The 21921-nt window shown below is 58.0% G+C and carries 20 protein-coding genes; 12 read left to right on the forward strand and 8 right to left on the reverse strand.

The genetic code is table 11. The features are described 5' to 3' along the window. Positions 1-184: 184 nt before the first annotated feature. Together fieF and cpxP are read right to left on the reverse strand one after the other, a co-directional pair. Positions 185-1087 (reverse strand): CDF family cation-efflux transporter FieF, encoded by a 903-nt coding sequence (fieF, locus tag ACOI7Z_RS23110; RefSeq protein WP_008807873.1) that lies wholly within the window; start codon positions 1085-1087, stop codon positions 185-187. A 158-nt stretch (positions 1088-1245) separates the two neighbouring features. After that, positions 1246-1749: a cell-envelope stress modulator CpxP gene (cpxP, locus tag ACOI7Z_RS23115; RefSeq protein WP_049013705.1), complete on the reverse strand. Its 504-nt coding sequence runs from the start codon at positions 1747-1749 to the stop codon at positions 1246-1248. Positions 1750-1898: 149 nt separating this feature from the next. Between cpxP and cpxR the strand changes: the two genes are divergently transcribed. Beyond that, on the forward strand, positions 1899-2597 hold the full coding sequence (gene cpxR, locus ACOI7Z_RS23120; RefSeq protein ID WP_004203671.1) for an envelope stress response regulator transcription factor CpxR: 699 nt from the start codon (positions 1899-1901) through the stop codon (positions 2595-2597). After that, on the forward strand, positions 2594-3967 hold the full coding sequence (gene cpxA, locus ACOI7Z_RS23125) for an envelope stress sensor histidine kinase CpxA (protein WP_008807874.1): 1374 nt from the start codon (positions 2594-2596) through the stop codon (positions 3965-3967). The genes cpxR and cpxA overlap by 4 nt, the downstream gene beginning before the upstream one ends. 113 nt (positions 3968-4080) lie before the next feature. On the opposite strand, the gene yiiM is transcribed toward cpxA, so the two are convergent. Together yiiM and sodA are read right to left on the reverse strand one after the other, a co-directional pair. Continuing rightward, positions 4081-4755, reverse strand: coding sequence for a 6-hydroxyaminopurine reductase (yiiM, locus tag ACOI7Z_RS23130; RefSeq protein ID WP_044520917.1), 675 nt, complete (start codon positions 4753-4755; stop codon positions 4081-4083). A gap of 72 nt (positions 4756-4827) precedes the next feature. Then, a complete protein-coding gene (gene sodA, locus ACOI7Z_RS23135) occupies positions 4828-5448 on the reverse strand; it encodes a superoxide dismutase [Mn] (protein WP_004203668.1) in 621 nt (206 codons plus the stop codon). Positions 5449-5737: 289 nt separating this feature from the next. Here sodA and rhaT point away from each other — a divergent pair, with 289 nt between their 5' ends. Continuing rightward, on the forward strand, positions 5738-6772 hold the full coding sequence (rhaT, locus tag ACOI7Z_RS23140; RefSeq protein ID WP_023291524.1) for an L-rhamnose/proton symporter RhaT: 1035 nt from the start codon (positions 5738-5740) through the stop codon (positions 6770-6772). Positions 6773-6804: 32 nt separating this feature from the next. Here rhaT and rhaR read toward each other — a convergent pair whose 3' ends face one another. Both rhaR and rhaS (ACOI7Z_RS23150) read right to left on the reverse strand, forming a co-directional pair. Then, on the reverse strand, positions 6805-7650 hold the full coding sequence (rhaR, locus tag ACOI7Z_RS23145; protein WP_087849053.1) for an HTH-type transcriptional activator RhaR: 846 nt from the start codon (positions 7648-7650) through the stop codon (positions 6805-6807). A gap of 73 nt (positions 7651-7723) precedes the next feature. Further along, positions 7724-8560: an HTH-type transcriptional activator RhaS gene (gene rhaS, locus ACOI7Z_RS23150; RefSeq protein WP_004203665.1), complete on the reverse strand. Its 837-nt coding sequence runs from the start codon at positions 8558-8560 to the stop codon at positions 7724-7726. Between the two features lie 310 nt (positions 8561-8870). On the opposite strand from rhaS (ACOI7Z_RS23150), the gene rhaB reads away from it, so the two are divergent. The 9 genes from rhaB (at position 8871) to rhaM (ending at position 18925) form a co-directional block, all read left to right on the forward strand. Next, positions 8871-10337 (forward strand): rhamnulokinase, encoded by a 1467-nt coding sequence (gene rhaB, locus ACOI7Z_RS23155; protein ID WP_087849054.1) that lies wholly within the window; start codon positions 8871-8873, stop codon positions 10335-10337. Beyond that, positions 10334-11593: an L-rhamnose isomerase gene (locus tag ACOI7Z_RS23160; protein ID WP_087849055.1), complete on the forward strand. Its 1260-nt coding sequence runs from the start codon at positions 10334-10336 to the stop codon at positions 11591-11593. The genes rhaB and ACOI7Z_RS23160 overlap by 4 nt, the downstream gene beginning before the upstream one ends. Before the next feature lie 149 nt (positions 11594-11742). Beyond that, a complete protein-coding gene (gene rhaD / locus ACOI7Z_RS23165) occupies positions 11743-12573 on the forward strand; it encodes a rhamnulose-1-phosphate aldolase (RefSeq protein WP_023291521.1) in 831 nt (276 codons plus the stop codon). 81 nt (positions 12574-12654) lie between these two features. Continuing rightward, positions 12655-13641, forward strand: coding sequence for a rhamnose ABC transporter substrate-binding protein (rhaS, locus tag ACOI7Z_RS23170; protein WP_087849056.1), 987 nt, complete (start codon positions 12655-12657; stop codon positions 13639-13641). Positions 13642-13787: 146 nt separating this feature from the next. After that, on the forward strand, positions 13788-15299 hold the full coding sequence (locus ACOI7Z_RS23175; protein WP_087849057.1) for a sugar ABC transporter ATP-binding protein: 1512 nt from the start codon (positions 13788-13790) through the stop codon (positions 15297-15299). Beyond that, positions 15296-16303: an ABC transporter permease gene (locus tag ACOI7Z_RS23180; RefSeq protein ID WP_072096694.1), complete on the forward strand. Its 1008-nt coding sequence runs from the start codon at positions 15296-15298 to the stop codon at positions 16301-16303. The genes ACOI7Z_RS23175 and ACOI7Z_RS23180 overlap by 4 nt, the downstream gene beginning before the upstream one ends. Further along, entirely contained in the window at positions 16300-17304 is a 1005-nt protein-coding gene (locus ACOI7Z_RS23185) for an ABC transporter permease (protein ID WP_087849058.1), read from the forward strand. The genes ACOI7Z_RS23180 and ACOI7Z_RS23185 overlap by 4 nt, the downstream gene beginning before the upstream one ends. Before the next feature lie 161 nt (positions 17305-17465). After that, positions 17466-18614: a lactaldehyde reductase gene (fucO, locus tag ACOI7Z_RS23190; RefSeq protein ID WP_023291516.1), complete on the forward strand. Its 1149-nt coding sequence runs from the start codon at positions 17466-17468 to the stop codon at positions 18612-18614. Then, positions 18611-18925, forward strand: coding sequence for an L-rhamnose mutarotase (gene rhaM, locus ACOI7Z_RS23195; RefSeq protein WP_025710935.1), 315 nt, complete (start codon positions 18611-18613; stop codon positions 18923-18925). The genes fucO and rhaM overlap by 4 nt, the downstream gene beginning before the upstream one ends. A 90-nt stretch (positions 18926-19015) precedes the next feature. Here rhaM and ACOI7Z_RS23200 read toward each other — a convergent pair whose 3' ends face one another. Together ACOI7Z_RS23200 and ACOI7Z_RS23205 are read right to left on the reverse strand one after the other, a co-directional pair. Continuing rightward, complete coding sequence (locus tag ACOI7Z_RS23200) at positions 19016-20389, reverse strand: NosD domain-containing protein (RefSeq protein ID WP_137916297.1); 1374 nt, start codon at positions 20387-20389, stop codon at positions 19016-19018. A gap of 104 nt (positions 20390-20493) precedes the next feature. Beyond that, a complete protein-coding gene (locus ACOI7Z_RS23205) occupies positions 20494-21882 on the reverse strand; it encodes a glycoside-pentoside-hexuronide (GPH):cation symporter (RefSeq protein WP_087849059.1) in 1389 nt (462 codons plus the stop codon). Positions 21883-21921 lie beyond the last annotated feature (39 nt).

Genomic DNA, 21921 nt, shown 5'->3' on the forward strand with positions numbered 1-21921 from the left:
ACTTAGGAAGCAAAAAATAATTCTGTTGCCTGAAGCGCTCCCTCACCAGGAGTGCACGACGCTAATGACAATAGTATATCAAACGCCTCAAGCTGAATTGATTCAGGTCAGACCAAACGGCGGTAATTTATACAAAAAATGCCGAGCTGACCCACATTTTTACATCGAGTTTACAGACTATAACCTAACGCTCAAAAAAGCCCTGCTGCGCCGCCGGCACCACAGAACTGGGATCCTGATGGATAATGACATCGGAACCCGGGAAACGGCGCAGAATCGCCTGCTCCACCTGGTCTGCAATCACGTGGGCTTGCACCAGCGGGAGGTTATCTTCCATTTCCAAATGAATCTGAATGAAGCGGGTCGGCCCTGACTGCCGCGTTCGTAGATCGTGCGCCCCGCGGATGCCGGGCCATGCGGTCACGATGGTGATAATGTCCTGACGCTCCTCGTCAGGCAAAGCGCGGTCGAGTAACGACTGAACCGCCTCATAGCCCATCCGCAGCGCGCTATATAAAATATAGATGCCAATTCCTAAGGCAAACAACGCATCGGCGCGATGCCAGCCGTACCAGGAGAGGCCCAGCGCCACCAGAATGGCGCCGTTCATCATAACATCAGACTGATAATGAAGCATATCCGCCCGCACCGCCTGGCTTTGGGTTTTTCGCACCACCCAGCGCTGGAAGGTCACCAGCGCCAGCGTGCTGAACAGGGCAATCAACGTGACGACAACCCCGACGCCGGCGGCCTGCAGCGGCTCCGGACGCACCAGGTGCTGAATACCGGTAAGAAACAGAAACAGCGCCGAGCCGGAGATAAACATGCTTTGCGCCAGCGCCGCCAGCGACTCTGCTTTGCCGTGGCCAAAGGTATGTTCTTCATCAGCAGGCTGCAGCGAATAGCGCACCACCAGCAGGTTGGTCAGCGAGGCGGCAATATCCACCAGCGAATCCACCAGCGCGGCCAGAATACTGACTGAACCGGTATACCACCACGCAAAAATTTTGATCAAAAGTAACGCGGAGGCCATCGCCGTCGCAGCGATAGCGGCGCGGCTGACCAACCGGCCATAAGATTGATTCATATAGGCTCCTTCTCCTGCACTGCGCTTAGTATAACCTGAACTGGTGACGCTCAAGGGACAGGCGAAGAAGTTGATTTGCCGAAAAAAGGACAAAAAAAACCCCCACATCATGTGGGGGAAGACAGGGATGGTGTCTATGGCAAGGAAAACAGGGTTTGTTACTGGGGTTGCAGGGTGTTGCTACTACTCGAAAGCATCATCGCTGAGCCTTTCTGCGTCCTTGCAACCTCACGCAACTGATCCATACGTTGCTGGTGCTTAGCATTTAAAACCGCTTGCTGCTCTGGCGTAAGCAGGTGGAACATCTGGTTGCGGACCTTAGCCATCTCGACCTGGCGAGCAACCTGTTCCTGCGCCATCTTTTCTGCCTGAGCGCGCACAGCGTTTTCATCAAAATTTTCTGCGGTGACAAGGCGATGCATTGTCTCCATTTCGCTAACATTAACGGGGAGCCTGTCGTGGCGTGCCCGTTGCATAAGATCCCGTAACTGCTGACGTTGCTGCTCGGTTAAACTTATGCCGTCAAACATATGGCTCTGGCTACCGCGCTGTCCCCCTTCGTCTCCGGGGAGCCAGTTAACGCTGGTAACGACTTCAGCGGCCTGGCTATATGCACTTAGCGCCAGCGTTGAGGCCATGACGGCAGCGATAACATTGCGCATCACATACTCCCAAAACGTTTGTGTCGCGATTCAACGAGAGACAGTCTACGATTCAGGCTGCAAACATGCGTCAGGGGGTGTAAAACAACGTAAAGTCATGGATTAGCGGGCCTTGATGACGTAATTTCTGCCTCGGAGGTATTTAAACAATGAATAAAATCCTGTTAGTTGATGATGACCGGGAGCTCACCTCCCTGTTAAAAGAGCTGCTCGATATGGAAGGTTTTAACGTGCTGGTGGCCCATGATGGGGAACAGGCGCTGGCCCTTCTGGACGACAGCATTGATTTATTGCTGCTCGACGTAATGATGCCGAAGAAAAACGGTATCGATACGCTTAAAGAGCTGCGTCAGACACACCAGACTCCGGTTATCATGCTAACAGCGCGCGGGAGCGAGCTGGATCGCGTTCTCGGCCTCGAGCTGGGCGCAGATGACTATTTGCCTAAGCCGTTCAACGATCGCGAACTGGTGGCGCGTATACGCGCGATTCTGCGCCGTTCCCACTGGAGCGAACAGCAGCAGACGACCGAAGCCGGCTCGCCGACCCTGGAAGTGGATGCCTTAAGCCTCAATCCAGGCCGTCAGGAAGCCAATTTCGATGGCCAGACGCTGGAGCTCACCGGCACCGAGTTCACCCTGCTCTATCTGTTAGCGCAGCATCTCGGCCAGGTGGTGTCACGCGAACATTTAAGCCAGGAAGTGTTAGGCAAGCGCCTGACGCCGTTCGACCGCGCCATCGATATGCATATTTCCAACCTGCGGCGTAAGCTGCCGGAGCGCAAAGATGGCCATCCGTGGTTTAAAACGCTGCGTGGCCGCGGGTATCTGATGGTTTCCGCTTCATGATTGGAAGTTTGACTGCACGCATCTTCGCCATCTTCTGGCTCACGCTGGCGCTGGTGTTGATGCTGGTGCTGATGCTGCCCAAACTGGACTCCCGGCAGATGACCGAGCTGCTGGAAAGCGAGCAGCGTCAAGGCATCATGATCGAGCAGCACGTCGAGGCCGAGCTGGCCAACGATCCGCCAAACGACCTGATGTGGTGGCGTCGTCTGTTTCGCGCCATCGATAAATGGGCGCCTCCGGGTCAGCGCCTGCTGCTGGTGACCAGCGAAGGCCGCGTGATCGGCGCAGAACGCAACGAGATGCAGATCATTCGCAACTTTATCGGCCAGGCCGATAACGCCGATCATCCGCAGAAAAAACGCTATGGCCGCCTGGAAATGGTGGGCCCGTTCTCCGTCAGGGATGGGGAGGATAACTATCAGCTGTATCTGATCCGTCCCGCCAGCACCTCACAATCCGACTTTATCAACCTGCTGTTTGACCGGCCGCTGCTGCTGCTGATCGTCACAATGCTGGTTAGCGCCCCGCTGCTGCTGTGGCTGGCGTGGAGCCTGGCGAAACCGGCGCGTAAGCTGAAAAATGCCGCTGACGAGGTCGCCCAGGGCAACCTGCGGCAGCATCCGGAGCTGGAAGCCGGACCGCAGGAGTTTTTAGCCGCCGGCGCCAGCTTTAACCAGATGGTGACGGCCCTGGAGCGGATGATGACCAGCCAGCAACGGCTGCTGTCCGATATCTCGCACGAGCTGCGCACACCGCTCACGCGCCTGCAGCTGGGTACCGCCCTGCTGCGCCGCCGCAGCGGTGAGAGCAAAGAGCTGGAGCGTATCGAAACCGAAGCGCACCGGCTGGACAGCATGATCAACGACCTGCTGGTGATGTCGCGCAATCAGGCGAAAAACGCCCTGGTGAGCGAGACGGTCAAAGCCAATCAGCTGTGGGGCGAAGTGCTGGACAACGCGGCGTTTGAAGCCGAGCAGATGGGTAAATCGTTCACCGTTGAGTATCCGCCGGGTCCGTGGCCGCTGTACGGTAACCCCAATGCGCTGGAAAGCGCGCTGGAGAATATCGTCCGCAACGCCCTGCGCTACTCGCACACGAAGATTTCCGTCAGCTTCTCAGTGGATAAAGACGGGATTACGGTTAACGTCGATGACGACGGCCCGGGAGTCAGCCCGGAGGATCGCGAGCAGATTTTCCGGCCATTCTACCGGACCGACGAGGCGCGCGACCGCGAGTCCGGCGGCACCGGCCTGGGGCTGGCGATTGTCGAAACCGCTATTCAGCAGCACCGTGGCTGGGTGAAGGCCGACGACAGCCCGCTGGGCGGTCTGCGCTTAACCCTCTGGCTGCCGCTGTATAAGCGGACCTGACGCTGACCCGGCCTGCGCTGCGCCGGGTTACCGCCAGGAACGGTCAGGTCGCCCGGGTAAGGCGCTTGCGCCACTGCCCGGGAGACGCTGCGGAAAGCGCCAATATGGGGGAATTATTTCCCCCACAATCGCCGTGAATTATCCTCGATCTTGCCGCTTAAACGGCGCTTCTGCATGGTTCGACTCCAGCTTACCGACAGGCCCGCGGCCGACAATAAGCGGTGGTACTGATCGTCATCAAACGGCATCTGCCAGGCAATCGCCCCGGCCTCATGGACGCTGACATCGCTCAGGCGAGAGACCAGTTCGAGCGGCGCATCGCTGGAGACTTGCCCCCCGGCGATCACCCGGTACAACCAGCCGGTCTTCCCGCTGTTTTGCATCAGCTGCGCCATATCACCGATCGCAAAATGAAAGTTGAGCTTGAAGCACGGAGAGCGCGGCTGGGTGACCTGGATCAGCGCCTCGCCCCAGCGAAAGATGTCGCCAATGTAGACGTTTTGTTCGGTGAGGCCGGTGGTGGAGAGGTTTTCGCCGAACGCCGGGGCGCAGAACCGATCGGCCTGCTGGGGGAATTCACGGATCCAGTCGGCATAGTGTTCGCGCGGATAGTGACACAGCGCGCGGTCCGGCCCGCCGTGTATTTTCTTCTCCGCCTGCTCATCCCCTTCGAGACCGAGATCGCCGAGCTGCAACTCGCCGTCAACCTGGATTTTGCCGATCGCGCTGGGACGACTGCCCGTGTAGTCCCTGATTTTGCCGACAAAGACATTCACCGGATAATGCATGTCTGCTCTCCTTGCTACCGATATAAAAAAAGCGAGCCATCAGACTCGCTTCTCTCTTAGCACATTGCAACCTTATTTTTTGGCGGCAAAACGCGCTGCAGCTTCGTCCCAGTTCACCACATCCCAGAAGGCTTTGATGTAGTCCGGGCGACGGTTCTGGAATTTCAGGTAGTAAGCGTGTTCCCACACGTCCAGACCCAGGATTGGGAAGCCGGAAGCGCCGGAAATGGCTTCGCCCATCAGCGGGGAATCCTGGTTTGCGGTGGAGACAACGGCCAGTTTGTCACCTTTCAGGACCAGCCACGCCCAGCCGGAACCGAAACGGGTCGCAGCGGCTTTTTCGAATTCCGCTTTGAAGTTGTCCACAGATCCGAAATCGCGCTCGATAGCCGCTTTCAGGTCGCCCTGCAGGGTGGTACCGGTTTTCAGGCCTTTCCAGAACAGGCTGTGGTTCGCGTGGCCGCCGGCGTTGTTACGCAGTACGGTTTTTTTGTCAGCCGGCAGCTGATCCAGCTTGGTGATCAGCTCTTCAGCGGACAGGTTAGCGAACTCCGGCAGGCTTTCCAGCGCGGCGTTAGCATTGTTCACGTAGGTCTGGTGGTGTTTGGTGTGATGGATCTCCATCGTCTGCTTGTCGAAGTGCGGTTCCAGAGCATCGTAAGCGTACGGCAGGGATGGCAGGGTATAGCTCATAATCATCTCCATTATTGTCGAGCGGCTCAAGTGTTAACGCCGCGTAAGCAGTTTGTCCATTATAGTTAATTAAATGGTATTGAAAATGCTTATCAATGCCGTATTTTTCATATGGATATAACCAGAAGAAATACCCGTCGTTTTGTGATGTAGAACAACTAATTAAGCCCATGGTTGCCAGAGTTCGCCATCCTGTGGCAACGTCCTGAAGGCGGCCAAAGCGGCTAATTTTTACACTCATCGCATCGGAAGCCGCCGTCTCCGATAAAAAAAGATGAGGATAAAATCAATGAACCACGCGATTACGATGGGTATTTTTTGGCATTTGATAGGGGCCGCCAGTGCCGCCTGTTTCTATGCCCCGTTCAAGAAAGTAAAACACTGGTCGTGGGAAACCATGTGGTCGGTCGGGGGGATCGTCTCCTGGCTGATCCTGCCCTGGGCCATCAGCGCCACCCTGTTACCCGATTTCTGGGCCTACTACCGCTCCTTTAACGCCTCCACGCTGCTGCCGGTCTTTCTGTTCGGCGCCATGTGGGGCATCGGTAATATCAACTATGGCCTGACCATGCGCTATCTCGGCATGTCGATGGGGATTGGCATCGCCATTGGCATCACGCTGATTGTCGGTACGCTGATGACGCCGATTATTAACGGTCAGTTTTCGGTGCTGATGCACACCCAGGGCGGTCAAATGACGCTGCTCGGCGTGCTGGTGGCGGTGGTTGGCGTTGGCATCGTCACCCGCGCGGGCCAGCTGAAAGAGCGCAAAATGGGCATCAAAGCCGAAGAGTTCAATCTGAAGAAAGGGCTTCTGCTGGCGGTGATGTGCGGTATCTTCTCGGCAGGGATGTCGTTCGCGATGAACGCCGCCAAACCGATGCATGATGCCGCCGCGGCGCTCGGCGTCGACCCGTTATATGCGGCGCTGCCAAGCTACGTGGTGATTATGGGCGGCGGGGCGCTGGTCAACCTTGGCTTCTGCTTTATTCGTCTGGCGAAAGTGAAGACTCTGTCAGTCAAAGCCGATTTCTCACTGGCCAAACCGCTCATCATCAGCAACCTGCTGCTTTCCGCCCTCGGCGGCCTGATGTGGTATCTCCAGTTCTTCTTCTATGCCTGGGGCCACGCCAGCATTCCGGCGCAGTATGACTATATGAGCTGGATGCTGCACATGAGTTTCTACGTACTGTGCGGCGGTCTGGTGGGTCTGGTGCTGAAAGAGTGGAACAACGCCGGTCGTCGTCCGGTGAGCGTCCTGAGCCTCGGCTGCGTGGTGATCATCATCGCCGCCAACATCGTCGGTCTGGGAATGGCCAGTTAAGCACCGGATCATCTGCCTGACAAAGACGCTCTTCAGGCGGCGGCGCGACTGCGCTGCCGCCACTGCCCCGGCGACATGCCGATTTCCCGGCTGAACACCACCGAAAAGTAGTTACTGTCCTCAAAGCCGCACTGCATGGCGATATCGCCGATTAAGCGCTCGGTATGCTGCAACAGATACTGCGCATGGCAGATCCGTAGCTGGCGTAAATAGTGATTGATGGTCATGCCGGTTTGCTGGCGAAATTGCTGCCGTAGCGCCCGCTCGCTGCCGCCCTCCTGCTCGCAGAAACGCTCCAGGACAAAGGGTCGGCTCAGGCTGGCCGCCAGCGCGGCCAGCAGTTTGTCCAACAGCGCTTCGAGCTGCGTCGCCGCCAGATTATCCGTCGCGTAGCGATGGCGCTGGAGGGTCAGCGCCAGCTGAGCAAACAGCAGCTCGGCCATCGCATTCCCCTGCGCATCGTGCCGGGAACACTCATGCTCAAGCTGGCTAATTACCTGGCGCGCCTGCGCCATACCGGTGCTGCCCATACGCCAGTGGGGCTTCCACGGCGTGCCGAAGAGGCCAGGGATCGCCCCCGCCCAGTCGAAATTGAGCTGCAGCCGCTCCGGGCAATAGATGATGTTCTGCAGAACCAGATCGTTAACGGAAGCATAGGAGTGTTTATCTTCGGCGCGAATATAGAACAGATCGCCGCGGGTAATGCGCCAGGGACGGTCGTTGAGAACGTGCAGCCCGTTGCCCCGCCACACCAGCACCAGCTCGCAGAACTCATGGGTGTGTTCAGCGAAGACGTTTTGCGGGTAGCGGTCGGCCACCGCCACCGCCTGCGCGGCGGAAGGGAAAAACTCCTCTTTACGTAGAATCAGACCGGCCACGGCTCACACTCCCAACGCGGATAACGGCGCATTATTCGCGTTTTTGGTCCGCAATACGTTGACTCCTCTCGCGTTACTGAAGAATAGCGTCGCGCCCCTGGCGGATATCGCGCGGCGACCAGGAAAACTCGCGGCGAAAAAGCGTCGAAAAGTGGTTACTGTCGCCGAACCCGCAGCGATAGGCGATATCAGTCACGCTTTCATCGCTGTGGCGCAGCAGGTGGCGGGCTTTCATCAGGCGCACCCGATTGAGATAGCGCTGCGGCGTCAGGCCGGTCTGCTGCTTCAGCTGGCGGTGTAGAGTACGCAGCGACAGCGAAAACTGCGCCGCCACCTCCTCCCAGCAGATCTCCTGCGCAAAATGGTCTTCCAGCCAGGCCAGCAGCTGATTCAGCCGCGCATCGTTGTTGGTGGCCTCTTCCGCAAGGCTGCTTTTCCGCAGCAGCACCAGCAGCTGCATAAACAGGATCTCACGGCTGGCGACGGCATGGGTATCCGTTTCGCTCCCCATGGCCTCCATCTGCGCCACGATATGCCGCACCTGCTGCAGGACCGTCTGGTTTACCCGCCAGTGCGACGGGTAGTTGCCCTCTTGCTCCTGGGGCAGCAGCTGGCTGACCCCGGCGAGAAAACGAAACGCATCCGGCGCGCGATAGAGCACGTTGGTCAGACACAGATTGTCCGTGTGCTCGTAAAGATGCCGGTCGTGATCGCGGATAAAGCAGACCGAGCCGCCGCCGATGGTATAGGGCTGGCCATTGAAGACGTGAATGCCCGTGCCCTGCTCCACGATGACAATTTCATGGAAATCATGGTGATGCTCCGGAAAGGCCGACTGAGGGAGGCGGGGTTCAATAGCCACCGTCGAGATCCCGGCCTTAAAGAAATCCGTACTGTGCAATATGGTCATGATGCCACCCTCGTAATGAGAAAAATTATCAGTCACCGGCTGATAGTAATGAAGGGTTGGCTATCCGGCCTTCAATTTTTGACCGCGAAATTCGTAAATCCTGCCGCTTTTTCAAGAATCAGCCGGAAAGATGCGGAACTGCGGACCCCATCACATCCTCCTCACCACCGCCCAAAACCGCAATTTGTGATTTTCCTCACGGTCACCTTTGCTTTCTTGCCAGCGGCCAGTTTCGGCTGTCCGTAGCGAGAAGGTGTTAGTCAGCGCCCTTTTTTAGACTGCGGACAATGATTTTAAGAAGGGTCGTTCCATGAGTATTCGTCATTGTGTCGCCGTCGATTTAGGCGCCTCCAGCGGGCGGGTCATGCTCGCCAGCTATCAGTCCGGGCCGCGCGCCCTGACGCTGCGTGAAATTCATCGCTTCACCAACAGCCTGCAGAAGGTGGATGGCTTCGACTGCTGGGATCTCGATAGCCTCGAAGGCGAGATCCGCTGCGGGCTGGAGAAAGTGTGTGAGCAGGGCATCCTGATCGACAGCATCGGCATCGATACCTGGGGCGTGGATTATGTCCTGCTGGATAAGCAGGGTCAGCGCGTCGGGCTGCCGGTCTCCTATCGTGACGACCGCACCCAGGGCCTGCTACGTCACGCTGAAGAACAGCTGGGCCGGGCGGAGATCTATCGCCGCAGCGGCATTCAGTTTCTGCCGTTTAACACCCTTTATCAGCTGCGCGCCCTGGTGGAGCAGCAGCCGGAGCTGGTCAGTCAGGCCGCCCATGCCGTGCTGATCCCCGACTATTTCAGCTTCCGCCTGACCGGCAATCTGAACTGGGAATATACCAACGCCACCACCACCCAGCTGGTCAACATCCACAGCGATAGCTGGGATGAGACGCTGCTGAACTGGACCGGCGCGCCGCGCGAATGGTTCGGTGCGCCGACGCATCCCGGCAACGTTATCGGCCACTGGATTTGTCCGCAGGGCAATAACATCCCGGTGGTCGCCGTCGCCAGTCACGACACCGCCAGCGCAGTGATCGCCTCCCCGCTGGCCGACCGCCACGCCGCCTATCTCTCCTCCGGGACCTGGTCGCTGATGGGGTTTGAAAGCCTGACCCCGTACACCTGCGACGCGGCGCTGCAGGCCAATATCACCAACGAAGGCGGGGCCGAAGGCCGCTATCGGGTGCTGAAAAATATTATGGGCCTGTGGCTGCTGCAGCGGGTGCTGAAAGAGCAAAACGTCAGCGACCTGCAGGGGCTAATCGCCCGCACCGCCGCGCTGCCGGCGTGCCGCTTCATCATTGACTGCAATGACGACCGCTTTATCAACCCGGCCAGTATGAGCGCCGAGATCCAGGCCGCCTGCCGCGGATCCGGTCAGCCGGTTCCGGACAGCGACGCCGAACTGGCGCGCTGCATTTTCGACAGCCTGGCGCTGCTCTACGCCCGGGTGCTTAACGAGCTGGCGGCGCTGCGCGGCCAGCCCTTCAGCCAGCTGCATATCGTCGGCGGCGGCTGCCAGAACGAACTGCTCAACCAGCTGTGCGCCGACGCCTGCGGGATCGTCGTCGTGGCCGGCCCGACAGAGGCCTCCACCCTCGGCAATATCGGCATCCAGCTAATGACCCTCGACGAGCTGGCCAGTGTCGATGAGTTTCGTCAGGTGGTGCGCGGCAACGCGTCCCTCACCACCTTTACCCCCAATCCTGATAGTGAAATTGCCCGTTTCGTGGCGCAGTTTCAGCCACAACAGACCAAGGAGCTTTGCGCATGACCACTCAACTTGAACAAGCCTGGGAAATTGCTAAGCAGCGCTACGCCGCCGTCGGCGTGGATGTCGAGGAGGCCCTGCGCCAGCTGGACCGTCTGCCCGTATCCATGCACTGCTGGCAGGGTGACGACGTCGCCGGGTTCGAAAATCCGGCGGGAAGTCTGACCGGCGGCATCCAGGCCACCGGCAACTACCCGGGCAAAGCGCGCAATGCTCAGGAGCTGCGCGCCGACCTTGAGCAGGCGCTGAGCCTGATCCCGGGGCCAAAGCGTCTCAACCTGCACGCTATTTATCTGGAATCCGACGCGCCGGTGGCGCGCAATGAGATTAAGCCGGAGCACTTTAAAAACTGGGTTGAGTGGGCGAAAACCAACAAACTGGGGCTGGATTTCAACCCCTCCTGCTTCTCGCATCCGCTGAGCGCCGACGGCTTTACCCTGTCGCATGCCAACGATGAGATCCGCCAGTTCTGGATCGACCACTGCAAAGCCAGCCGCCGCGTATCCGCTTATTTTGGCGAACAGCTGGGCACCCCGTCGGTGATGAATATCTGGGTGCCGGACGGCATGAAGGACATTACCGTTGACCGCTTCGCGCCGCGCCAGCGGCTGCTGAACGCGCTGGATGAAGTCATCAGCGAAAAATTCGACCCGGCGCATCACATTGACGCTGTGGAGAGCAAGCTGTTCGGTATCGGCGCCGAAAGCTACACCGTCGGCTCCAACGAGTTCTATATGGGCTACGCCACCAGCCGCCAGACGGCGCTGTGCCTGGATGCCGGCCACTTCCACCCGACGGAGGTCATCTCCGACAAGATCTCCGCCGCCATGCTCTACATCCCGCGTCTGCTGCTGCACGTCAGCCGCCCGGTGCGCTGGGACAGCGACCACGTGGTGCTGCTGGATGATGAGACCCAGGCCATCGCCAGCGAAATCATTCGCCATAACCTGTTTGACCGCGTGCACATCGGCCTCGACTTCTTCGATGCCTCCATCAACCGCATCGCGGCCTGGGTGATTGGTACCCGCAATATGAAAAAAGCGCTGCTGCGCGCCCTGCTGGAACCGACCGATCAGCTGCGCCAGCTGGAGAACGACGGCGATTACACCGCCCGCCTGGCGCTGCTCGAAGAGCAAAAATCCCTGCCGTGGCAGGCCATCTGGGAGATGTACTGCCAGCGTCACGACACGCCGGCGGGCAGCCAGTGGCTGGACAACGTGCGGGCTTATGAGAATGCGGTTCTGAGCCAGCGCGGGTAATGCACGGGCTTCCCCGGGTCGCGGCTGACGCCTTACCCGGGCTACGAACCGGTAGCCCGGATAAGCCGTTTACGGCGCAATCCGGGGGCACGCACATATTTAGGGTGAGGGGGTCAACCCCTCACCGAATCAACAGGAAAGACAAGACTATGCAGAACATTATCGACGCCTGGTTCGTCCAGGGCATGATCAAAGCCACCTCCGACGCCTGGCTGAAGGGCTGGGACGAGCGCAACGGCGGCAACCTGACGCTGCGTCTGGATGAGGCGGATATCGAACCTTACGTGGCGGATTTCCACGCTAAACCGCGCTATATCGCCCTCAGCCAGCCGATGCCAACCCTGGCTAACCAGCCGTTTATCGTCACCGGCTCCGGCAAATTCTTCCGTAATGTCCAGCTCGACCCGGCCGCTAACCTTGGCGTGGTGAAAGTCGACAGCGACGGCGCGGGATACCATATCCTGTGGGGCCTGACGGAGGATGCGGTGCCGACCTCCGAGCTGCCGGCACACTTCCTGTCGCACAGCGAGCGCATCAAACTGACCGACGGCAAGGACCGGGTGATCATGCACTGTCATGCCACCAACCTGATCGCCCTGACCTACGTCCTGGAGAACCACAGCGATCTGTTCACCCGCAAGCTGTGGGAAGGCAGCACCGAATGTCTGGTGGTCTTCCCGGACGGCGTCGGCATTCTGCCGTGGATGGTGCCAGGCACCGATGAAATCGGCCAGGCCACTGCGGAAACCATGCAAAAACACTCGCTGGTGCTGTGGCCGTTCCACGGCGTCTTCGGCAGCGGCCCAACCCTGGATGAGACCTTCGGCCTGATCGACACCGCCGAGAAGTCCGCCGAAGTGCTGGTGAAAGTCTTGTCCATGGGCGGTATGAAGCAGACCATCACTCGCGAAGAGCTTATCGCCCTTGGCAAACGCTTCAACGTGCAGCCGCTGCAGTCCGCGTTAGATCTTTATCCATAACAACATCGCGCCCCGCTCACCGAGACGGGGCGAAGCCTCACCTGCAAACCCTACAAAACTGACTCATGTGGAGTAAAAGCAATGAAAACAAAGACAAGCTTGATCCTCACCGTTGCCGCCCTGGCGTTGTCCGGTTCCGCCTTAGCAGAAGTCAAAATCGCCCTCGTGGCGAAATCGCTGGGAAATGGCTTCTTCGAAGCCGCCAACGTTGGCGCCCAACAGGCAGCCAAAGAGTTAGGTGATGTCAAAGTGATCTACACCGGCCCGACCACCACTACCGCCGAAGCTCAGATCGACGTGCTGAACGGGTTGATCGCCCAGGGGGTGGATGCGATCGCCATTTCCGCTAACGATCCGGACGCGGTGGTGCCGGTGCTGAAAAAAGCGATGCAGCGCGGCATCAAGGTGGTCTCGTGGGACTCCGGCGTGGCGCCGGCAGGCCGCCAAATCCATCTTAATCCCTCCAATAACGCCTTAATTGGCGAGACCAACGTCAAACTCGCCGCCGATGCGCTGAAGGCGCTGAACGTGGAGAAGGGGGATGTGGCAGTGTTAAGCGCCACTCCGACCTCCACTAACCAGAATATCTGGATTGAGGAGATGAAAAAGGTGCTGCCGCAGTATCCGTCCGTACAGCTGGTCACCGTCGCCTACGGGGACGATCTGTCGGATAAAAGCTACCGCGAAGCGGTGGGCCTGCTGAAATCATATCCGGACCTGAAAGTCATTGTTTCGCCGTCGTCGGTGGGCATTGTTGCCGCCGCGCAGGCGGTGAAGGATCAGGGCAAAATCGGCAAAGTCTATGTCACCGGGCTGGGGCTGCCGTCGGAAATGGCCGGCGCGATCAAGTCTGGCGCCAGCAAAAGCTTCGCCATCTGGAACCCGATTGACCTGGGCTACGCCGCCACCTATCTGGCCGACGATTTAGTCAAAGGCACCGCGACCAAAACCGAAGCCAGTATGGGCAAGCTGGGCAAAGTGAAGCTGGATGCTGAGGGGAATGGCGCGATGGCCGAGCCGTTCGTCTACGATGCGAGCAACATCGATAAGTTCTCGAAAATTTTCTAACCCTTGTTCCCTCACCCCGGCCCTCTCCCGGAGGGAGAGGGGGAAAGGCTGGTCCTCTGCACGATGTGGCCAGCGGACGCCGGACCGTTCCCACGCCCCTTTGGGGAGAGGGTTAGGGTGAGGGGTGTATTTTGTGGAGAACTATCATGTCAGCATCAACGCCACTGCTGTCGCTGAAGGGGATCACCAAGATTTTTCCCGGTGTGCGCGCCCTTGAGAACGTGCAGCTTGATCTCTGGCCCGGCAAAGTGACCGCCCTCATCGGCGAAAACGGCGCGGGGAAATCCACGCTGGTCAAAGTCATGACCGGTATTTATCAGCCCGAAGAGGGGGAGATCCTCTATAAAGCGATCCCCATTCATCTGCCGACGCCGGAATCGGCGCACAAGGTGGGGATCACCGCCATTCACCAGGAAACCGTGCTGTTTGACGAACTCTCGGTCAGCGAAAACATTTTCGTCGGCCAGTATCTGTATAAGGGGCTGTTCAAAACGCTCGACTGGCCCGCGATGCATCGCCGGGCTGGCGAGATCCTCGCCCGGCTTGAAGTTCTGATCGACCCGCGCGCCACGCTGAAAACGCTCAGCATCGCCCAACGGCACATGGTGGCGATTGCCCGGGCGCTGGCTTTCGACGCCCAGGTGGTGATCCTGGATGAGCCGACCGCCGCGCTCTCGCAACATGAAATTCTGGAGTTTTATCAGATCGTTGAGCGTCTGAAGCAGGACGGCAAAGCGATCCTGTTTATCTCGCATAAGTTCGATGAAATTTTCGAGCTGGCCGACTATTACACTATCCTGCGCGATGGCGTGTACGTGAGCTCCGGGGCGATGAGCGATATCACCGAAGAGCGGATGGTGTCGATGATGGTGGGCCGGGCGATCGACCAAACCTACCCGAAAGTCGACTGCACGCCCGGAGAAACTGTGCTGGAGGTAAACGATCTTTGTCATCCTACCGAGTTTGCCAACATCAGCTTCAGCCTGCGCAAGGGAGAAATTCTCGGCTTTTACGGCCTGGTGGGCGCCGGACGCACCGAGCTGATGCAGGCGCTCTCCGGCGTAACGCATCCCTCCTCCGGCGAGATCCGGCTGAACGGCAGCCCCATGCGCTTTCGCCAGCCCGCCGACGCCATCCGCGCGGGCATCGTCTGCGTACCGGAAGAGCGGCAGAAACAGGGGGCGATCATCGCTCTGCCCATCGCCCAAAACATCAGTCTGCCGCAGCTCAGTAAGCTCAACCCTAACGGCGTCCTGAACGACGCCCGGGAATGGCGGCTGGCGGACGAGTACGCCTCGCGCCTGCAGGTTAAAGCCTTCAGCTGGCGGCAGCCGGTGGAGACCCTCTCCGGCGGCAACCAGCAGAAAGTGGTGATCGGCAAATGGCTGGCGACCCATCCCGAGGTGATTATCCTCGACGAGCCGACCAAAGGCATCGATATCGGCTCTAAAGCCGCCGTGCATCAGTTTATGTCCGAGCTGGTCAGCCAGGGGCTGGCGGTGATTATGGTCTCGTCAGAGTTGCCGGAAGTGATGGGCATGGCCGACCGGATTATCGTGATGCACGAAGGGCTGATGGTCGCCGAGTACCGGGCCGGGGAAGCGACGGCGGAAACCATCGTTAGCGCCGCCAGCGGCATTGGCCAGGAGGCAGCATGATGGGACACGCATGGCTGAAGCATCGCGAAGCGCTGCTGGCGGTGGTCATCATTTTGATGATCGGCGCCATTGGCAGCCGGGCGCCATCGTTTGTTTCACCGGGCAATCTGGTGGAGATGTTTAACGATACCGCCATCCTTATCATCCTCGCCCTCGGGCAGATGATGGTGCTGCTCACCAAAGGCATCGATCTGTCGATGGCCGCCAACCTGGCGCTGACCGGGATGATCGTCGCCCTGCTTAACGCCCACTATCCGGGTATTCCGGTGGTGGCGCTGCTGGCGCTGGCAACCCTGCTGGGCCTGCTGATGGGGGTGATTAACGGCCTGCTGGTCTGGCGCCTCGGCATTCCCGCCATCGTGGTGACCCTGGGCACCATGAGCATTTATCGCGGCATTATCTTTCTGCTGACCGACGGCGGCTGGGTTAACTCACATCAGATGAGCGCTGATTTCCTCAGTCTGCCGCGCAGCGCCCTCCTGGGATTGCCGCTGCTGAGCTGGTGCGCCATCGCCGCGCTGCTGCTGGTGGGTTATTTCCTGCGCTACAGCCGCACCGGCCGGGCCTTATACACCGCAGGCGGCAACGCGACGGCGGCGTACTACACCGGTATTAACGCCGGGAAAATGCAGTTCGTCAGCTTCTGTCTCTCCGGCGCGCTGGCCGGCTTCTGCGGCTATCTGTGGATCTCGCGCTTCGCCGTCGCCTATGTCGACGTGGCGAACGGCTTTGAGCTGCAGGTGGTCGCCGCCTGCGTGATCGGCGGTATCAGCACCATGGGCGGAAGCGGACGGGTGCTGGGCTGCCTGTGCGGCGCGCTGTTCCTCGGCGTCATCAATAATGCCCTGCCGGTGATCGGCATCTCGCCGTTCTGGCAAATGGCGATTTCCGGGGCGGTGATCGTCATGGCGGTGCTGCTTAACGAGCGCGGCAATCGCGGTCACGGGCGGTTAATCCTGCGTAACGCGGCGCTAGCCCGGCAGAAACAGGGGGTGAAATCATGAGCAAGATGATGGTATCTGAAGAGATGAAAAACGCCCCGGCCGCGCCGTCGCCGCTGCGCCGCCTGCTGTGCTGGGAAGGGTTTTTACTGGCGGTCACCCTGGCGGTATTTATCGGCAACGCCCTGGCTTCCCCTTATTTCCTTAATATCTGGAACCTGTCGGACGCCACCTTCACCTTTACCGAGAAAGCGATCGTCGTCCTGCCGATGGCGATGCTGATTATCGCCCGGGAAATCGATCTGTCGGTAGCCTCGACGATGGCGCTCAGCTCAACGGTGATGGGCTTCTGCGCGGCGGCGGGGATGGATACGCCGCTGCTGGTATTGGTCGGGCTGGGCGTGGGTCTGCTGTGCGGCCTGTTCAACGGTATCCTGGTGACGCGTTTTAACCTGTCGTCGATCGTGATCACCATCGGCACCATGAGCCTGTATCGCGGCATCACCTATATCCTGCTGGGCGATCAGGCGCTCAACCACTACCCGGAGAGCTTTGCCTGGTTCGGCCAGGGGTACGTGTGGGGCGCGCTCTCTTTTGAGTTTGCGCTGTTTATCCTCCTCGCGGCCGCCTTCACCTTCCTGCTGCATAAAACCAACTTTGGTCGCCGGACCTACGCCATCGGCAATAACCCGACCGGCGCCTGGTACTCCGGGATCAACGTGAAGCGCCATAACCTGGCGCTGTTCGCGCTGGTCGGGCTGATGGCCGGACTGGCGGCGGTCCTGCTGACCTCACGGCTCGGCAGTACCCGCCCTACCCTGGCGATGGGCTGGGAGCTGGCGGTTGTCACCATGGCGGTGCTCGGCGGCGTCAATATTCTCGGCGGCTCCGGCAGCATGCCCGGGGTGATCATCGCCGCCTTTCTGATGGGGCTGGTGACCTTCGGCCTGAGCCTGCTCAACGTCCCCGGCATCGTGATGTCGGTGATTATCGGCGCGATGCTGATCGTGGTTATCTCCCTGCCGATTATGACCCGGCGGATGCTGCAGCGAAGACGAATTTAATTTCCCTTTCACCCTAAATCCCGGAGGCGGTGCTACGCACCTGTCCTGGCTACCGGCCTGCAGACGCCAGTGAACCTGTAGCCCGGGTAAGGCGCCAGCCGCGACCCGGGAGCGGGTGAAGGGAAACGGATTTCCCAAAATCAACATTAAGGAGAATTATCATGAGTTTTATGTTGGCACTACCTAAAATCAGCCTCCACGGCGCAGGCGCTATCGGCGATATGGTCAAGCTGGTAGCGGGCAAACAGTGGGGCAAGGCGCTGATCGTCACCGACGGGCAGCTGGTGACGCTGGGCCTGCTGGACAGTCTGTTTTCCGCGCTGGATGAACAGCAGATGGCATATCAGCTGTTTGACGACGTGTTCCCCAACCCTACCGAAGCGCTGGTGCAGCAAGGCTATGCGGCGTACCAGGCGGCCCGCTGCGATTACCTGATCGCCTTCGGCGGCGGCAGCCCGATTGATACCGCCAAGGCGATAAAAATCCTCACCGCCAACCCTGGCCCCTCCACAGCCTATTCCGGCGTCGGCAAAGTGAAAAACGCTGGCGTGCCGCTGGTGGCCATCAACACCACTGCCGGCACGGCGGCGGAGATGACCAGCAACGCAGTGATTATCGATAGCGAGCGTCAGGTAAAAGAGGTGATTATCGACCCGAACCTGATCCCGGATATCGCCGTCGACGACGCCAGCGTGATGCTCGACATCCCGCCAGCCGTTACCGCCGCCACCGGCATGGACGCCCTGACCCACGCCATCGAGGCCTTTGTCTCCGTTGGCGCCCATCCCCTGACCGACGCCAACGCCCTCGAGGCCATCCGCCTGATCAACCTGTGGCTGCCGAAAGCGGTAGACGATGGACACGATCTGCAGGCCCGCGAGCAGATGGCGTTTGGCCAGTATCTGGCGGGCATGGCGTTTAACAGCGCCGGCCTCGGGCTGGTACACGCCCTGGCCCATCAGCCTGGCGCCACCCACAACCTGCCGCACGGGGTGTGCAACGCCATCCTGCTGCCGATCATCGAAAACTTTAACCGCCCGAACGCCGTGGCGCGCTTCGCCCGCGTGGCGCAGGCGATGGGTGTCGATACCCGCGGCATGAGCGATGAAGCCGCCAGCATGGAGGCCATCAACGCCATTCGCGCGCTGAGCAAACGCGTGGGGATCCCCCAGGGCTTCAGCCAGCTTGGCGTCAGCAAAGCCGATATCGAAGGCTGGCTGGACAAAGCGCTGGCCGACCCGTGCGCGCCATGTAACCCGCGCCCCGCCAGCCGCGATGAGGTCCGCGAGCTCTATCTGGAGGCATTATGATCCGTAAAGCCTTTGTCATGCAGGTGAACCCCGACGCGCACGAGGAGTACCAGCGCCGTCATAACCCCATCTGGCCGGAGCTGGAGGCTACGCTGAAAGCCCACGGCGCGCACCACTACGCCATCTATCTCGATAAAGAACGCCACCTGCTGTTCGCCACGGTGGAGATTGAGTCTGAAGCCCGCTGGGAGGCCGTCGCCAGCACGGAAGTGTGCCAGCGCTGGTGGAAATACATGCGTGAGGTGATGCCCAGCAACCCGGACAACAGCCCGCTGAGCGCGGAGCTCAAAGAAGTGTTTTATCTGGCGTGAAACCACGGTTGCCCCGCTGTGCTGAGCGGGGCAACTGTTTGCGACGCAGGGAAGGACGACTAACCGTGCGCTGTCGCGTCTCCTGCCGGTTTATTCCATCTCTATATTGCCGGGAGCTGGCGTAGCCCTGAAGGCATTCGTCGCTCTGTCCATCATCACCTGTCGACTATTGCCGCAATCAAGTATCGTGTTTAGAGACGACGCTTTTTCTACCAGCACCGCGACCGCATCAAGGGCTTTTAATCTATCCGTCATCAGCAAAGCGCTGACCTGAGCCGCAAAGCAAGCGTCCTCTTCAGAGGATTGCGCCTGCTGTGCTGACGCTTCCGTGGTCGCAACAATATGATTATTCGCAAGGTAGTTCCCTTTACCGGAAACCAGTCGGATGATGACCGGCTTTGTTCCCTGCGGCCGAAGGTACTGGATATCAATCGTTTCGGAAATATGATTGGCAATCACCGAATTATGACTACCATTGATATGCAGCAGACCATAGGCATCATCCAGGCCATTGTCATAGGCCTGCATCGGCGGCCAGGGTTCGCGATCGCGGAAAAAATGATTTGCCGCGATGAGATTCTCCGCACAGTTATTCTCCAGAACCAACATTCCTGGATAAAATGAGTGCAACCGATTACCGGTCACAGTGGAACGAACAACGCCAGATAAATGAACGCTGCTGGCGCCACGCGGAAAGATATTGTTGCCGGAAATTAATAACCCACCGAAGTTTTGGGCATAAATCGAATAGCCTTTATAGCCTGCGCCAATCAGGTTATCGGTTATTTTAGAAGCCTGGCCGGCGCCACGAAGCTCGATGCAGTTACCGCATTCGGCGATAAAGTTATTATGGATCGCCATAGCATCACTATTATATGTCGTGAGACCATGCTCAAGGTAGATAAATCCCATGCCTGTAATCCGAAAAGCATCCTGAGCGCTGGCGATATAAATCCCAGTTTTGCCGTTTGTATAGCTATTTTCCGGATCGTTTTTTCCCAGCCCATCATCAATAAAGTGCAGGCCATCAATACAGAAGTTTTCAAACGCTACAGAACTAATTCGCGGCGCTCCGCTGCGTTTCACGTAAAATGCAGCACCAGCGTGTTCTTCATCACGGGGGTGCGCACAAATATCGACCAGAATACGGCTGCCACCCGGCCAAATATCATGCAAATTCGCCCAGTCATCAGCTGGCGTATTGAAGCGAATACTTGAGGAGACAAAACCGTGTCCGGCACCCATTATTTTTAAATAACTGATATCGATCAAAACCTGCGTCTTCAGATGATAGTCGCCTGGTGGGATATAGATGATGGCACCGGGTTTTCCGCCATTATTAATATCGGTTGCAGTTTGCCGTTTTTTAATATCGAGGATAATACTGTTGATAACTTCGCCGATATCCTTGTTAGGATTACCGATATGCCACTGCGTCACGTCATAATAATTATCATGCGTCATGAAGAACCTCCTCTGCTATGAACAGAAAATCAATTAAAAAATTCTGATTTGATTAATACTGATATTTAATGATAAATAGTACGGATAGCCTGATCCGCTGGCGATTAATCGCGACCTTTTTCCAGCTCACGTTTTGCAAGATCCGTTTTGATTTTCTCAAGGAACGCGTTATTCAGCTTGAAGTAGCGCACCAGATACGCGCTGATGAAATAACTCACCATCGGCAACAGTGAGAACATCATAATAATCCCTTGAATAGTCTGAGAATTCTGCTGCGGCTCATTCGCGACATAGCCGGTAAACGCCAGAATCCAGGCGACGATTGCGCCAGCGACCGCCAGCCCCATTTTGAGCATAAACAGGTTTCCCGCAAAGGAGATGCCGGTCAGGCGTTTACCAAATTTCCAGTCGCCGTAGTCATCGACATCGGACATCATCGCCCACAGAATGGGGCCAGACTGAATTAAATGCAGAACGTTAATAATGATGAATAGCGTCATCAGCGGGGTCAGCGATTGCGGATCAACAAACCACAGCGCAAATGAGAGAATGCCGAGAATAATATTAATAATGCGGAACAGCGCCAGCTTATCAAAGCGATCGGTAAGCGGTTTGGCAAGCACGCTGCCCAGCATATTACAGGCCACGCCCAGCGCCATAAAGAAGGTAATAAATCCGACAGACGCCTTCATGACATAAGTCGCATAATAAATAGTGACGCCACCGCGGATAAATGCCGGAAAAACGTTCAGGAAAGTAATAGAGATCATTAAGAGCCACTGATCGTTTTTGATAATGTCCCGCAGGTCTTTTTTCAACGACTCGTTTTGCTTAACCGATACCACCCGCTCTTTAATGCTGGAAAAGCAGAACAGGAACATCAGCGTTGCCGCACCACCCATAATGACCATGGTCAGCTGGAAACCGGAGGCGCGGTCGCCATTACCCAGCCAGTCCGTTAACGGCAGAATAGAGGAGGAGATAATTAATGTTGCCAGGCCATTCAGGAAAAAGCGCCATGACAGACAGCCCATACGCTCTTTCTGATTGAGGGTAATAACGCCGCCGACCGAGCAATAGGGAATATTAATCGCGGTATAAATCAGCGACATAACAAGATAGGTAACCCAGGCATAAATAATCTTGCCGTTCATGCTGAGCTCTGGGGTCGTGAACATCAGTACCGCCCCCAAACCAAACGGAAAGGCCATCCATAATAGCCATGGACGGAATTTTCCCCAGCGCGACACGGTGCGGTCGCAGATGGCCCCCATCAGCGGATCGCTAAACGCGTCAAAGATACGAATAACCAGGAATAATGTGCCCACCACTCCGGCATTGAGGCCATAGACATCGGTATAGAACCACGTCAGATAGAGCGCCAGTACGCTCCATATCATTCCTGAACCGGCGTCACCCATGCCGTAGCCGATCTTCTCCCTCAGCCCCAGTTTTTCATAAGCGCTTGGCTTTTCCATTGCGGTAGCAGACATAAATACACCTATTTTTTGTTAAAAGGAGCCCATGGCGCC

This window comes from Klebsiella sp. C283, from assembly GCF_048822555.1.
Classification (GTDB): Bacteria; Pseudomonadota; Gammaproteobacteria; order Enterobacterales; family Enterobacteriaceae; genus Klebsiella; species Klebsiella quasipneumoniae.